Source organism: Streptomyces sp. NPDC015127 (assembly GCF_043080095.1).
Classification (GTDB): Bacteria; Actinomycetota; Actinomycetes; order Streptomycetales; family Streptomycetaceae; genus Streptomyces.
This window is the reverse complement of sequence record NZ_JBIBVE010000050.1, coordinates 1-13,532: the sequence shown is the minus strand read 5'-3', so window position 1 is coordinate 13,532 and position 13,532 is coordinate 1. Positions and strand designations below refer to the sequence as shown.

Here is a 13,532-nt window from a genome sequence, read left to right as displayed (position 1 = left end):
CTGCAGGGCTCGGGTGAACACGCCGTCCAGGGCGTAGCGGCGGAAGCGGGTGTACACCGTCTTCCACGGCCCGTAACGGGCTGGCAGGTCTCGCCAGGAGATCCCTGTCCGGATCTTGTAAACCATCCCGTTGACGACCTGCCGGTCCTCAACACGTGGCCGCCCGGTGGAGGCCCGCGGTATCAGCGGAGCAAGTAACTCCCACTCCTGATCGGTGAGTTCATGGCGACGTATCACCCAACCATGATCCACCATCCGATGATCTTTGAAGACGGACCCTAATGCCACCTGACTGCTGCCGCGGCTGGACGCCCCCTTCCGCGGCCTCCGCGGCAGGCCACGCAGCCGTCCACGCAGCTCTTCGCAGACTATGGCCACGGCTTCGACAAATACCGCCGCAACTTCCGCACTCGTGACATCACACCAAAGATCGCCCGCCGGGGGCGCCCGCACAAGCTCCGGGCCGGGCAGAAACCGCTGGGTCGTCGAGCGCGCCTTCAAACCTCCGGATCCGCTACGAAATGCGCGCCGACCCTCCACCAAGCGCTTCTCCAACTCGCCTACAGCCTCTTCGGCTTGAGGCGACTCGGAACCTCATTATGATGCAATCAGTAAACTGAAATCCACGGCGGCCACGCCTGAGACGGGCCAGCACTCAAGATGGCGGGATGGCGCAGCCGTCCCTCTGCGGAGAGTGCGCGGGTCGCAGTGCGGGTTCAGGACTCACCCTGGCCAAGAAGTGCACATTCACTCACCCCACCCCGCCACTCATAGTGGCCTCCACGACGTCACACCCTGACCTCGAACATTCAGTATCCACAAGGCAGGGGTGTTCGACGCTGTCGTCCGAGATTGCGATACATCGCACCCATGACGGGCCTGTTCCGCTTGGTGTCATCCTAGGCCGTCAAAGTGAACGCTGCCGGCTTCTACGCCACACACGAGCCATCGGCTCCCTACGCGTTGCAGATCAACGGTGTAGGCGGTCGGGCTCTCGTCTGGTCCTGTAATGCTGACGTTGACGATGGCGCTCCATTCGCTCTCGACTGATCCGGAGATCCTGTGCTGGAAGGCCCTGCCTTCCTTCTGGATCACCTGATGTGGCGTGGCTTGCTGGCCTTCGCTGCAGGTGCCGTAGTACGCGGAGAGAACTCCGCCTGATTTCGCCGTGTTGAGGTAGCCGTTGACGACGTCGTGCAGCGGGTTGGTGTCCGTGCCATCCGATTTCGCTGACTCCGGATAGCGGTTGACGATGTCGTGCAGCGGGTTGGTGTCTGCGTCTTCGTAGATGACGAAGGTCCTGATACCCACAACCCCCACGACGGCTGCAACTGCCGCGAGTACCGCTCGGGTCAGCCATTTCAGGAAGGTGTCCGGGTGCATGTTCTCTCCTGCTGCGTCTGCAGAGCATCAGCATCGGCCGTCGGCGGAAGGAAAAGTTTGCGTGGTGCGCGCCTGGTGCGGTTCCTGTAGCGGCATGAGCTGCAGTCGTTTTCCGGCAGTCGCACAGAGAGCTCCCGCCGGACGTGCGCGGGCGAGCGCTGGGCCCGACCCGTCCCAGTCGCCACCCCCTGACTCGGCACCTACTGGTGGGCGACGCCAACGAAGCTGCCGCGGCAGGGTGCGGACGCTGAGCGAGAGGTCAGCGATCCGGGAGCATGCCAGAGCGATGGAGTGTGGAGTGTCCTTCCGAGGCCAGACACTCCACATCCGCGCATACTGAGCATCTGAGCGTGTGGCCGCTAAGGGCACCGCTCGGCTGTGCCGTACGTGGTCGCTGCCGTCACTGCTCGCGCAGCCCCCAAGGGGAGTCGTATTCGGTCAGGAGATCGAGGAACGGCTGAGGTGCGAATGCCTCAGGGCCCATCACCCCCGTTCCAGCCCAGGTGCCAGCAGCCATAAGTTCAAGGGCAACGACGGGGTTCACTGCGGTCTGCCAGACCACGGCCTGACAGCCGTACTCGCGCATAGACCACTGGTTGTCAACCACGTGATAGAGGTACACCTCGCGGGGCTGTCCATCCTTGGTGCCTTTGACCCATGTGCCTGCGCATGTCTTGCCATGCATTCGCTCTCCTAGCGTCGCAGGGTCAGGGAGGCAAGCTGCGACCACATCCCGAGGGGAGACCTGCGCATTGCCCAGGTCGCTTGCTACCTTGACCGGCGCCGTCCGGTCAAGACCAAGCCTGCGCAGGGTCTTTAGTGTGTTGATGAACTCGTCGCCCAGACCGTATTTGAAAGTGACCCGTCGCGCGTCGACCCAACGAGGAATCAGCAGTACTTCCTCGTGCTCGACATTGACACATTCGACCGGTCCGATCCCCTCTGGAAAGTCGAAAACTTCGCCTTCGCTGAACGGCTCAGTCGTGAACCACCCCCGGCCGGACTCGTACACCACTGGCGGGTTGAGACATTCCTCGATCGTGGTCCAGATGCTGAACGAGGGGGCGAAGTCGTAGCCGTCGACGGTGAGGTTCGCCCCGTCCCGGATTCCTATTTCGTCGATCTCGTCGAAGAGCTTGTCCGCAGCGTAGCGGGCGAACACGTCGGACAATCCCGGCTCCACTCCCATGCCCACGAGGGCGAGGCGCCGTGCCTTATCCCAGGCTCCGGCCTGTTCGAACTGGGCATCGCCCAGTTTGACTCCGCACTGTTCATAGGGATGTTCGGGGTGCGGGTAGGAAAGGGACATCGCCATGTCCATGTAGTGGACGCCTGCTGCCAGTGCAGCGTTGAATAATGGCATGACGAAGCGGGGATCTGTGGCGTTGAGCAGGACGTCAGATCTGGTTTCCTTGAGCAGGGCCGTGACGGCGATTTCGTCGCTGGCATCGATCTGTGCGCTGGTGAATCGTTCCTCTGCATCTGCAACGGAGGCCACGGCCGCTGCGGCGCGCCCGGGGTCGTAGTCGGCAACAACCATGTGGTCGAAGAACGCGCGGCGTGCCGCGATCCGGGTGATCGCAGTGCCGACACCGCCGGCTCCTACAAGCAGTACACGCATGACAGGCAGTCTCCTTGTCGTGAGGCTTGTGCCTCGGCTTCTTGTGATCTGACACGGCCCCTCTACTCGCGATCAGGGCCGGAACTCGGTAGATCGGACCAACCCTGGCGGAGGCGCGCCGACGGCCGTCAGGTGCGGCGCGGCATGGACCTGCTGACGTCCTCTCGGCCGGATCTTGGTGGGAGGCTGGCCTGCAGTCGGTATTGGGCACTGCATCTCCCGCACATGCGCCTGCGGTTCAGCCTGGAGCTGGCTGCTCTCCTTAGTCACCGGCTGAGCCCTGCCTGGATGGCCAGTTGTCTGGCCGGGTTGCCTCTGTTCACGGCTTGCGGACGAGAAGATGCCCCGGGGCGAGGGACATGACGCTGACCGTTGCCGTATTCCTGGCCTACCGCTCCAGCGTCTGCCACCTTGTTCAGCCGTGGTCCTGGCCTATGCGTTCAACTTTCGGCGTCTCGTGCTGCCGACCATTGGGGACGCTGGTCGGCTTGGCTCAGCAGTTGGTGGCTCTCGTTGTGAATGTGAGTGGCCATGCCTTCAAGTGCTGCTCGGTAGAGACGAAAGTGGTGGACGCAGAAGAGGAGTTCGGTGCTCTGGGGCAGGACGGCGCGAACGTAGGCCTGGGCTTGGCATCGGTCACAGCGGTCTTGCCTCGTCAGGGGGCGGTCCTGGTCGTTCTTCATGGTGAACTCCTCGTGGCTGACGGGATGGGACTGTGTGCTGTGGCGGATGACTCTCGGCTTGGCTACAGGCCCGGGCGACTTCGTCATCAGTGCCTGAGGTACGCGTCCGAGCGTGCATGGGCTCTCGGGTGCAACTGACTGACGGTATGGGCAAAATATTCAGTACGAGCTACTTCTCCAGGCTCTGTCTGGTGCTCTTCCCGAGTGAGGGTGCGCGGGCGCTCTTAGAGAGAGACTCCGAGGCCACGGAGGTAGGCGACAGGGTCAGTGTGAGCGTGGTAGCTGTTCTCGGTGCGGGCTTCGAAGTGGAGGTGCGGCCCCGTTGAGTTGCCCGTGCTTCCGCTGAGACCAATGCGCTGACCGGAGTCAACGGTTTCACCGGCGGTGACGGTCGTGCTGGCAAGGTGGGCGTAGAGGGTGTACATGCCGTCTGTGTGGCGGATGACGATGGAGTTGCCATACGCGCCGGCCCAGCCCGAAGAAACAACGGTGCCGCCGCTGACGGCTTGGACTGGAGTACCAGTCGGGACGGCAAAGTCCACACCAGTGTGGTATCCCGCAGCCCAAGCCCCTGCCTGCCGGTAGCTGGTAGTGATCACGGCACCGTAAACGGGGGCGCTGGCTTGACGGCTCTCGGAGGCCTTGGCCTGGACAGCGGTCGTGGCCTTGGCCTTGGGCTGGACAGCGGTCGTGGCCTTGGCCTTGTCCTGGACAGCGGTCGTGGCACCCTCTGAGTCGTTCCGAACGTCTTCCTGGACCGCATCGCCTACGTCAGCCACCTCGTCGGACGTACCCTCTGCGGGTTCACTGTTGCGTGTCAGACCAGCAACGACGGAGCAGTGGGGCCACGCACCTGTGCCCTGGCTGGCCAGAACCTTCTCGGCGATGGCGATCTGCTGTTCTTTGGTGGCCTGGTGTGCGTTAGGAGCGTAGAGATGCCCGCCGAACTCGGCCCAGGTGGTGGGAGCAAATTGCAGTCCCCCGTAGTAACCGTTGCCCGTGTTGATTGTCCAGTTGTTGCTGCTCTCGCAGGCGGCAACCTTTTCCCAGACCTCCACAGTGGCGGCGGAAGCAGTTACGGGGGCCAGGAGCAGTGGAAGCATGGTTGCAGCGATGAGAGCAGTTGGGAGTAACGGGCGGCGCATTGAGCGGCGGAGAGGAGCATACAAGTGAGGCATCGGGGCTTTCCTTGTCTCGAAATTGCAGCAAGCGGCAGGGGTCAGCACGGAGCGGCTCGGTCCCTGGGTGAAGATCACGGCAGGTAGGTGTGTGCAGGTTCGAAGCCCTGGCGGCGGGTTCACAAGAGGGCACGACGGAGCCCACGCCTGCTCCGCAGCAGGCGCTACCCGGCTTGGCCGATCAGGGCGGGCATTGCCATCGCGGACAGCTGATGAATAGAGCGCTGTGCGGGTGGTCTCTTCTCAGAACCAGCCCACGTACAGCTCGCGTCGCTCAGCAACTGCGCTGATCTGGCCGTCGATTGACATGGCGCGACGAGCGCTGGGGACTGTCAGGCAGGAACGAAATTCGCACTCGTTGGGGGGGACGATACGAGCCATCTTGGGAACCTAAGCCGCCCACTGCCTTACTCACCCGCGGGCGTGTAGCAGGAGGGCCGTGCCAGGCAGGCTCGCAACAGTCACGTTGCCGCATACAGGAGTAGGCACTCATGCGATCACTTCCTCTGGGAGCAGATCCCGTGCGGGGGGGGTAGGTGTCTGCTCATCCAGGACACCTGGTCAGGTAGCCGGGGACCTGAGTAACTCCTACCTGTTGTTGAGCGAGTAATAGCCTCCCGACCAGGTACTTTGTGGCTTGAGTGCTTATGCCGCCCGTATATCCGAGTCACGCGCACCGTCGCAGCGCAGAGATCAGGGCCTGGACGGACACGCCCCTGCGATGGCTGGCCGACTCGCGAAGGGTCCCGTCGGCGTCGCGTGATGCCGCGTAGGGGCACCCCAATAGAAAGCAAGAGACACCGGCAGACGAATCAGGCGGGGCCATGGGGCTGGTCTGTGTACACAGAACGCCGCTTTCCCCATCACGGGCTTGCGGACCGCACTCTCAACACCACGCTGTTACACCAGCGTCGGATGACTGTCGGCGGCGCTTGAATTGTGGTCCTGGATCACTTCCATTGCCAGGGCCACGGAGGGCAGCGAAGCCGCGATCATGAACGGCCGTGGCGATGTGCTCCTCCAGGACCTGAGGTTCCACTAGGTCGACGGTGTCGTGATTGAAAACATCGTGGCCGACGGGGAGAGTTGGTGGCCGTGCGGGCTCCGACCGCTGCGGAGGGGGCCGCGTGTACGGCGTGCGGGTCGGTGTCGTCGCGTGCACAGCCGGTACGTACGTCGCCTCGCCGACAATGCGGTCGGCGGGTGCCCGGTACTGATCGAGTTACAGGTGCAGCGATTCCGCCGTCACCAGCGTTCCTGCGGGCAGGCGACGTTCGCCGAGCAGGTCGACGGAGTGACCGTCCGGCACGGCAGACGCAGCGCCAGGCTGCAGAGGGTGTTGGAGCGCGTGGCGGTGATGTTGGCCGGCCGTCCAGTGCCCGCCTGACCCCAGGCTCTGGCGGACGGGGTGAGCAGGTCGCCTGCCTGAGCCCGAGAACTCGACACCGCGGGTGCTCGGCGCGGAAGACTTTACGCTGCGCAAAGGCCACAACTACAGCACGATCCTGATCTACATCGAAACCCATCTGTTGCCGGACCGGACGACGTCGACAGTCGTCCGGTCGCTCGGCGAGCATCCCGACGTCGACGTGATGTGCAGGGACCGTTCCACGGCCGATGCCGAGGCCGGACGGCTCGGCGCCCCGAATGCCATCCATGTCGCGGTCCAGTGGCACATCTGGTCGAACCTGGCTGAGGTGTCGAGAAGACGGTCGTCCAGCACCGAGCTCTGCTGCGTGAGCCGCACCGCCAGGGTTGCCGCGGACATGGGTAACGCGAACCTCGAACCGTCTTCTCCCGCCGACCGCGGACAACCGGCAGGCTCTCAAACCGCGTCCGGCACACGGCCGTCCATGCCCTCCTCGGCCGAGGCGTCGGACTGCGCGCGATCGTCTGCTGGCTCCAGCTGGCCCTCAACATCGTCCCACGCCGCGGACCCGGACGATCTCCTGGTCGACCGGTGGACCGGCCGCACCAGCATCGTCGACCCCTACAAGCCCTACCTCCACCGGCGGTGGGCCGAGGGCTGCACCGTCGCCGCTGACTGTTCGAGGAAGTCCGCGAGCGCGGCTACCTCGGCGGCGAGAGCGTCGTGAAGGTCTACGTGGCCAAGCTCCGCCAGAACTCCCGCACGACGCCCCGCAGAGCATCGTCCGTGCGGAACGTGACCAGCTGGCTCACTGCCGTCCCGACCGTCTCTCCGACGACCAGGCCCAGCAGCTCAAGGCAATGCTGGCCCGATGCCCTGCAACCGACCGCCGCCCACCACGTTCGCGCGTTCGCCGAGCTGATGAAACAACCGACAGTTCCAGGTTTCTTCATGCGGGCGAGGGTGTGCTCGACGCGAGCTCGGACCTTGCGGTGGGAGGCGTTGTGCTCCTCCTTCCAGGCCGGGAGGATCGGCCTGGCTTCGTTCGCGGCGGTGGCGGATGACCAGGCCGGTACCCCGGTAGCTGCCGCCCGCGATGACCGTTGGTCTTGTCGATCGCGGTCTCCCCGCCGGACAGCTCCGATGCCGTGCAGTCGTTGCGGTGGCCGGGCACGGGCCGGGCCAACGGCCACGACGAGGCGAGTATCGGCGTCAATTACGACCTGGTGGTTGGTGGAGTACCGGTAGTTCTAATAGGTCATCGGTGAGCCCGAGCGCGAGAGCGCAAGGGCCGCCAGGCGAGGTGGAGACCTGCCGGCATTCTGGGATTGGATCCCCGTGTTCAGACCGGCTCCGCCTCGCCCGCGCCCTGCCGGGCGGAGACCTTCGGTAGTTCCGGGACCTTGATCTCTCGTCAAAGACCGGTCCCACCCGGCAGAAGCTCGGATATCACCGGTTTCATCTCACCAGCCCGCCGACAGGGGCCGACCTCTCAGCAGTTCGCGAGCCCAGGAGCTCTCCAGCAGACCGAGGTCCCTGCCGGTAGCTGGAGACACGAACGGCTCATGAGATGGCGTGCCTCGAGCACTTCTATCAGTGGGCGGTTCGTGATTCTTTGATGGGATCTGCTGTCGCCTGATCGTGTGGCGGCGGGACGGAATCTGCCGGTCCGCGGTTGGTGATCTGCTGATTTGGCCGGGTGAGTGAACGCAAGCCGTACCCGAGTGACTTATCGGGCGAGCAGTGGGCTCTGATCGAGCCGGTGATCACGGCGTGGAAGGACCGGCACCGTTCGGTCAGCGGTCACCAAGGCGCCTACGACATGCGGGAGATCGTGAACGCGATCCTCTACCAGGGGCGGACCGGCTGCCAGTGGACCTATCTCCCGCATGATCTGCCGCAGAAGAGTGCGACGTACTACTACTTCGCCGCCTGGCGGGACGACGGGACCGACCAGGTCATCCATGAACTCCTGCGCTGCCAGGTCCGCGAACGCGCCCGGCGATGAGAGGACCCGACCCTGGTGGTCCTGGACACCCAGAGTGTCCATGTGGCCGCCGGGGTCCCCGCCTCCACGAGCGGCCACGATCCGGCCAAGCGGGTGCCCGGCCGCAAGCGGGGTCTTGCCGTGGACGTCCTCGGCCTGGTCATCGCGGTCGTCGTCCTCGCTGCGAACACCCACGACAACGCCGCGGGCATCGTCCTGCTGGACCAGGTCGCCGAGCACGCCGGCGGAAGCGTCCGCAAAGCCCTGGTAGACCAGGGCTTCAAGAACCAGGTCGTCATGCACGGCGCCGGCCTGGGGATCGACGTCGAGATCGTCCAACGCGACCCGCAGGTCAAGGGGTTCGTGCCGCAGCCGAAGCGGTGGAGGGTCGAGCAGACCTACGGGATCCTGATACTGCACCGGCGCCTGGTCCGCGACTACGAGCACCGCTCATCCTCCTCCGCCTCCCGCGTCTACTGGGCGATGACCCACGTCATGACCCGACGCCTCACCGGCGCGAACGCACCCACCTAGCGCGAGCCGCAGGCGGCGCCAGCGTGAACCTCCGGCCCCTGCTCGACGCCCTGGACCTCCAGGAAGACGCCGCCCGGACCCTGGCCGACGAACTCCGCGCACAGATCGACGACCTGCAGACCAGGCTGCGGGAGGCCGAGATGCACCTGGAGCACCTCACGATCACCCGCAAGACCGTCACCGGTCTCGCCGACCGGCTCCCGGCCGTCGCGCCGGAGCTGCCCGAGCATCCGGACTACCCCCGCATCCTGGCCGCCTTCAACCACGCGACCGGGCCGCTACGGGCCAAGGACGTCTGCGAAGCCCTCGGCCACGAACTGCTGCCGAAGAACGTCGAAGGCACCCGCGCCAAGCTGAAACGCCTGGTCAAACTCGGGATCCTCACCGAGGCCGACACCGGCAACTTCGCCCGGAAGCAATAGCCGACACAACCTCCACCAGCCGCCTTGCTCCCACCTCAGCCAGAAAAGGACATCGCCTTACGAACCGCCCACTCAGAGCGCCGCGTGCTCCGCACAGGACCGACCTGCAGGTTGATGCGGAGGTGCAAGGTGAGCGCGATCTTCTGCGGCATCGACTGGGCGGAAGGGCACGTGCGCCACGAGGCGCTTGAAGTCGAGCGGAGGTGAGAGACCTCCGCCTCCTGGCCGTCGCAGCGGCCGGGTGAAGCTGAGGGCAGCCTGATCCGGGAGACGCCGGGGAGGGTGGGAGCAGCCCTGACAACGCCGGGACGTGCCAGAACTGCCAGATGGCGCGGGGCCGGCTAGCAAGACGGGAAGGTGTACGAGAGAAACCAGTGCCCGATGCCCCTTAACGGCCCACCAGCTCGAATCTGGCGGATATGGGCTGGTCGCGGTGCGTCCCTGCTTCGTGTGCGGAGCGGGGAACTCCAGGTTGTAAATGTTTGACCCGGCCTGGAGGCCACGGTGAATGTCTGCGGCGTAGTCGTGGCGATGCCGCAGGGGTAGAGCTGGGCGCCTCACCCGTCGATCGACTCTCAGGTGAACGTGGGAACCGTCCGGTGTCGTCCTCACCCCGCGCAGCCAGCGCGGCGGAAGGACAGGCACGTCGTCAGCTGACGGCACCGGGCGGGACGGAGGCCCCGTAGTAGTCCGAGGCCGGGAAAGCCGGCCACATGGCGAAGGGGGCCAGCAAGTCGGTGGTGGAAGTACTGGAATACCGGGAGACCGCTGGTGAATACGAGTGATCTGCCGCCCGGCTCGCTTCGGGCCGAGCGGCGGGTACTGGAGATCCAGACCAAGCTGCACCGTTGGGCGAACGACGATCCTCATCGTCGGTTCGACGATCTGTACAACCTCGTCTGTGATCCCGCGTTCCTGGCCATGGCGTGGGAGCGGGTCGTGGGGAACAAGGGCGCACGCTCGGCCGGAGTGGACGGCATGACCGTCTCCTTCGTCCGGGAACGGTTCGGCGAGGTGCAGTTCCTCGCCGGGCTGCGGGAGCAGTTGAAGTCCCGCAGTTTCCGTCCGGTGCCGGTCAGGGAGCGGATGATCCCCAAGCCGGGGTCGCGCAAGCGGCGGCGCCTTGGGATTCCGACCGTGGCCGACCGGGTGGTCCAGGCGGCCTTGAAGCTGGTGCTGGAGCCGATTTTCGAGGCGGACTTTGCGCCGTGCTCGTACGGCTTCCGCCCCAACCGGCGGGCGCATGATGCGATGGCCGAGACGCGTTTTCTGGCATCCAAGACCTATGAATGGGTGCTGGAGGGCGACATCACGGCGTGCTTCGACGAGATCTCGCACTCGGCTCTTATGGACCGGGTGCGGGCTCGGATCGGGGACAAGCGCGTGCTCGCGCTGGTGAAGGCGTTCTTGAAGGCGGGCATCCTCACCGAGGTTGGCACCTCCAAGGAGACGGTCACTGGCACCCCGCAGGGCGGGATTCTCTCGCCGCTGCTGGCCAACGTGGCCCTCTCGGTCCTGGACGAGCACTTCACCCAGATCGAGGGCGGGCCGCAGACCAGTCCGAAGCGACGGTTCACCCGGCGCCAGAAGGGGTTGGCTAACTACCGGTTGATCCGGTATGCGGACGACTTCGTCATTCTGGTCTCGGGCACCCGAGCTCACACGGAAGCACTGCTTCCCGAAGTGGCGGAGGTCCTCTCCATCGTCGGCTTGCGGCTGTCGGAGGAGAAGACGCTGATCACGCACATCGACGAGGGCCTCGACTTCCTTGGCTGGCGCATCCAGCGTCACCAGAAGCGGGGAGCTGACCGGCAGTACGTCTACAACTACCCGGCCAAGAAGGCACTTCGGTCCATCAAGGCCAAGACGAAGGCGCTCTGTCGGATGAACGTCAGCCTGTCGCTGGCAGTCCTGCTGCATCGGCTCAACCAGGTGCTGCGGGGCTGGACCGCCTACTTCCGCCCCGGGGTGTCCGCCCGGGCCTTCCAATACCTGCGCATGATCGTCTGGCGTCAGGTTTTCGGATGGCTCCGGCGCAAGCACCCCAAGGCAGGGTGGAAGGAACTCCGCCGCCGCTTCTGCGACGGCGGATGGTGGCCGCGAGACGGGCACGTTGTCCTGTTCAACCCGGGATCGGTAGTCACCACGCGATACCGCCCCCGAGGGACGATCATCCCGTCTCCCTGGCCCAGCGCAACGAGCTGAGGAGAACAACGGCTCAACGGGGCTTGTGGAGAGCCGGATGCGGGGCCAACTCGCACGTCCGGTTCGGGAGGGCGGCGCGGAGAAACGGACCGGGAGCAATCCCGGCACCGCGCTCCGCGCCGACCCCACCACGACATAGCCCTGGTCGACCAGAACGGAGCCCAGGTGGCCAAGCTGCGTATCAGTGACGACAGCGGCGGCTTCCACGCGCTGATGGAACTACTGACCAGGCACGGCGACACCGTGGAGGACCCAATCCCGGTCGCTATCGAGACCCCGCGGGGGCTCCTTGTCGCCTGCTTGCGGGCCACCGGCCGCCAGATCTACGCGATCAACCCACTTGCCGCCGCCCGCTATCGCGATCGCGCCAGCGTCTCCCGAGCCAAATCCGACGCAGCCGACGCACGGATCCTGGCCAACATCCTGCGGACCGACCGGCACGCCCACCGACCGTTGCCCGACGACAGCCAAGCGGGACAGGCCGTCGCCGTGCTGGCCCGCGCTCACCAGGACGCAATCTGGGACCGGCAGCAGATGATCAACCGGCTCCGCTCACACCTGCGCGAGTACTACCCAGCCGCCCTCACCGCCTTTCACGGCCCCGGAAAACCCGGACTCGACTCGCCACGCGCCCGCGTGATTCTGGCGGCCGCACCCACGCCGGCCGACGCCGCCAAGCTCACCCGCAGCCAGCTGCGCGCGCTACTCAAGCGCGGCGAGCGTCCACGCTGCGGAATCGAAGCCGAGGCCGAGCGGCTTCGGGAGATCTTCCGTGCGGACCACCTCCGTCAGCTGCCGCAGGTCGAACAGGCCCTGGGGCACCAAGCAACGGCGCTCATACGGCAGGTCGACGCCGCTTGCACCAGCGTTGCCCAGCTCGCAGTGGCGACGGAAGAAGCATTCCTCGTGCACCCAGATGCCGAGATCATCACGAGCTTCCCAGGTCTGTCCGTGCTGTCCGGAGCACGCGTCCTCGCCGAGATCGGAGACGACCGCGGACGCTTTGCGGACGCCCGAGCCATGAAGGCATACGCCGGCGCGGCCCCCGTTACACGGGCCTCCGGCCGCAGCCACATCGTCGTGGCCCGAACCGTCAAGAACCAACGGTTGGCCTCGGCTGGGCACATGTGGGCCTTCGCAGCCCTCCGCACCCCGGCTCCACGCACCCACTATGACCGACGTCGAGCTGGCGGGGAACGCCACACCGCAGCTCTCAGGAATTTGTTCAACAAACTGCTCGGCTGCCTCTACCACTGCCTGCAGCACCGCACGCTATTCGACCCCGATCGTGCCTTCACAACACCCCTGGACCTCGCAGCCTGACCACAAACTTGACCTGCCGGCGACATGAGATGTCTTCGACTGCCCGGCGACCTCGTGGTCTCGGGTGGGAAGCAGGGTCCGTCCACGATCAGCACGGTGCCCCTGCGGAACCGCCTGCGAGCCTGCAGCGCAAATGACGGCCCGAGGTGGCGGATGATGCGGTCGGCCGCGGACTTCGAGATGCCGAACAGCGGGACGAACTCCCGCAGGGGCAGATTCGTGCGCCAGTACGCGCGACCAACAGGACTCGGTCCTCCAGCGGTGGTCACCAGGGCTTGCCCTTGCGGACCGGGTCGGCACCCTCACGCCGCGACGCGGTGATCAGCCTGGCGAACTTCCGCGGGCACAGCCCATTCAAGGGGGCCATTTAGGACGGCTCCGGCGCCGTGATCACACCAGCCACGTGAAGATCATCGCAGGATGGTTAGGGTGCCTCGTCGAGCCGACGGACTGAAGACGAATGATGGAGCAGGACGAAGCCCTGCAGCTCGCGGCGGCATTTCTCGCGAATAGCCAGCACGATGACGAGCCGCCTCTTGCCATCGACACAGAGCGAATCCGCGAGAACAATGGGCTCCTGATCGTGCCTTACAACTCTGTGCAGCACCTCGCCTCGCGGTGATGTGAGAGAGCAGCTGTTGGACTGCTGGCCCATCCACGTCGACCTTGAACGCGGAGATGTGCGGTTCGGGACCCTGGACGAGCGGCATCTGTGGAAGAAAGCGAGGTACAAGCTGGTGTTCGTCGACCGGCTGCTGGCCGCCCTTGTTCATCTTCGGCACGGTGTCACCCACGACGTCCTTGCCTGTTGGTTCGGTGTCGATCGC

At 65.3% G+C, this 13,532-nt stretch carries 11 protein-coding genes and 4 pseudogenes; 8 read left to right on the top strand and 7 right to left on the bottom strand.

The window, feature by feature from the left end; genetic code table 11:
• Nucleotides 1–237: transposase (locus ACF08N_RS36960; RefSeq protein WP_392329105.1), on the bottom strand; the 237-nt coding region annotated here is incomplete at its 3' end.
• Nucleotides 238–292: 55 nt separating this feature from the next.
• Between ACF08N_RS36960 and ACF08N_RS36955 the strand changes: the two are divergent.
• A pseudogene (locus ACF08N_RS36955) lies at nucleotides 293–603 on the top strand (IS5/IS1182 family transposase); the annotation flags it as partial.
• A gap of 291 nt (nucleotides 604–894) precedes the next feature.
• On the opposite strand, the gene ACF08N_RS36950 reads toward ACF08N_RS36955, so the two are convergent.
• The 4 genes from ACF08N_RS36950 to ACF08N_RS36935 all read right to left on the bottom strand — a co-directional run bounded on the left by ACF08N_RS36950 (nucleotide 895) and on the right by ACF08N_RS36935 (nucleotide 4,790).
• Nucleotides 895–1,383 carry a hypothetical protein gene (locus ACF08N_RS36950; protein WP_392329104.1) on the bottom strand — a complete coding sequence of 163 codons (489 nt, stop codon included), beginning with the start codon at nucleotides 1,381–1,383 and terminating at the stop codon, nucleotides 895–897.
• 400 nt (nucleotides 1,384–1,783) lie between these two features.
• Nucleotides 1,784–3,004: a saccharopine dehydrogenase family protein gene (locus ACF08N_RS36945; RefSeq protein ID WP_392329103.1), complete on the bottom strand. Its 1,221-nt coding sequence runs from the start codon at nucleotides 3,002–3,004 to the stop codon at nucleotides 1,784–1,786.
• 440 nt (nucleotides 3,005–3,444) lie between these two features.
• Nucleotides 3,445–3,687 carry a hypothetical protein gene (locus ACF08N_RS36940; protein ID WP_392329102.1) on the bottom strand — a complete coding sequence of 81 codons (243 nt, stop codon included), beginning with the start codon at nucleotides 3,685–3,687 and terminating at the stop codon, nucleotides 3,445–3,447.
• Nucleotides 3,688–3,911: 224 nt separating this feature from the next.
• Complete coding sequence (locus tag ACF08N_RS36935; RefSeq protein ID WP_392329101.1) at nucleotides 3,912–4,790, bottom strand: transglycosylase family protein; 879 nt, start codon at nucleotides 4,788–4,790, stop codon at nucleotides 3,912–3,914.
• A 1,526-nt stretch (nucleotides 4,791–6,316) separates the two neighbouring features.
• Between ACF08N_RS36935 and ACF08N_RS36930 the strand changes: the two genes are divergently transcribed.
• The gene (locus tag ACF08N_RS36930) at nucleotides 6,317–6,961 is read left to right on the top strand and encodes a hypothetical protein (RefSeq protein ID WP_392329100.1); all 645 of its coding nucleotides are present in this window, start codon (nucleotides 6,317–6,319) and stop codon (nucleotides 6,959–6,961) included.
• Nucleotides 6,962–7,181: 220 nt separating this feature from the next.
• On the opposite strand, the pseudogene ACF08N_RS36925 reads toward ACF08N_RS36930, so the two are convergent.
• Nucleotides 7,182–7,484, bottom strand: a pseudogene (locus tag ACF08N_RS36925) (transposase); the annotation flags it as partial.
• A gap of 449 nt (nucleotides 7,485–7,933) precedes the next feature.
• Here ACF08N_RS36925 and ACF08N_RS36920 point away from each other — a divergent pair.
• From ACF08N_RS36920 to ACF08N_RS36905, 4 genes and pseudogenes are all read left to right on the top strand, one after another.
• Nucleotides 7,934–8,755: pseudogene (locus tag ACF08N_RS36920) on the top strand (IS5 family transposase).
• 23 nt (nucleotides 8,756–8,778) lie between these two features.
• On the top strand, nucleotides 8,779–9,177 hold the full coding sequence (locus tag ACF08N_RS36915; protein WP_392329099.1) for a hypothetical protein: 399 nt from the start codon (nucleotides 8,779–8,781) through the stop codon (nucleotides 9,175–9,177).
• Between the two features lie 771 nt (nucleotides 9,178–9,948).
• Complete coding sequence (gene ltrA, locus ACF08N_RS36910; RefSeq protein WP_392329098.1) at nucleotides 9,949–11,382, top strand: group II intron reverse transcriptase/maturase; 1,434 nt, start codon at nucleotides 9,949–9,951, stop codon at nucleotides 11,380–11,382.
• A 135-nt stretch (nucleotides 11,383–11,517) separates the two neighbouring features.
• Nucleotides 11,518–12,705 carry an IS110 family transposase gene (locus ACF08N_RS36905; protein ID WP_392329106.1) on the top strand — a complete coding sequence of 396 codons (1,188 nt, stop codon included), beginning with the start codon at nucleotides 11,518–11,520 and terminating at the stop codon, nucleotides 12,703–12,705.
• 33 nt (nucleotides 12,706–12,738) lie between these two features.
• Here the strand turns inward: ACF08N_RS36905 and ACF08N_RS36900 are convergent.
• Nucleotides 12,739–13,072 (bottom strand): annotated as a pseudogene (locus tag ACF08N_RS36900) (transposase family protein); the annotation flags it as partial.
• Nucleotides 13,073–13,165: 93 nt separating this feature from the next.
• Between ACF08N_RS36900 and ACF08N_RS36895 the strand changes: the two are divergent.
• Nucleotides 13,166–13,327, top strand: coding sequence for a hypothetical protein (locus ACF08N_RS36895; protein ID WP_392329097.1), 162 nt, complete (start codon nucleotides 13,166–13,168; stop codon nucleotides 13,325–13,327).
• 1 nt (nucleotide 13,328) lies between these two features.
• A partial coding sequence (locus tag ACF08N_RS36890; RefSeq protein WP_392329096.1) for a transposase family protein occupies nucleotides 13,329–13,532 on the top strand: 204 nt, incomplete at its 3' end.

Coding starts and splice junctions, on each gene's coding strand:
- ACF08N_RS36950 (WP_392329104.1), bottom strand. CDS start 1,383: ATGCACCCGGACACCTTCCTGAAATGGCTGACCCGAGCGGTACTCGCG.
- ACF08N_RS36945 (WP_392329103.1), bottom strand. CDS start 3,004: ATGCGTGTACTGCTTGTAGGAGCCGGCGGTGTCGGCACTGCGATCACC.
- ACF08N_RS36940 (WP_392329102.1), bottom strand. CDS start 3,687: ATGAAGAACGACCAGGACCGCCCCCTGACGAGGCAAGACCGCTGTGAC.
- ACF08N_RS36935 (WP_392329101.1), bottom strand. CDS start 4,790: ATGCTTCCACTGCTCCTGGCCCCCGTAACTGCTTCCGCCGCCACTGTG.
- ACF08N_RS36895 (WP_392329097.1), top strand. CDS start 13,166: ATGATGGAGCAGGACGAAGCCCTGCAGCTCGCGGCGGCATTTCTCGCG.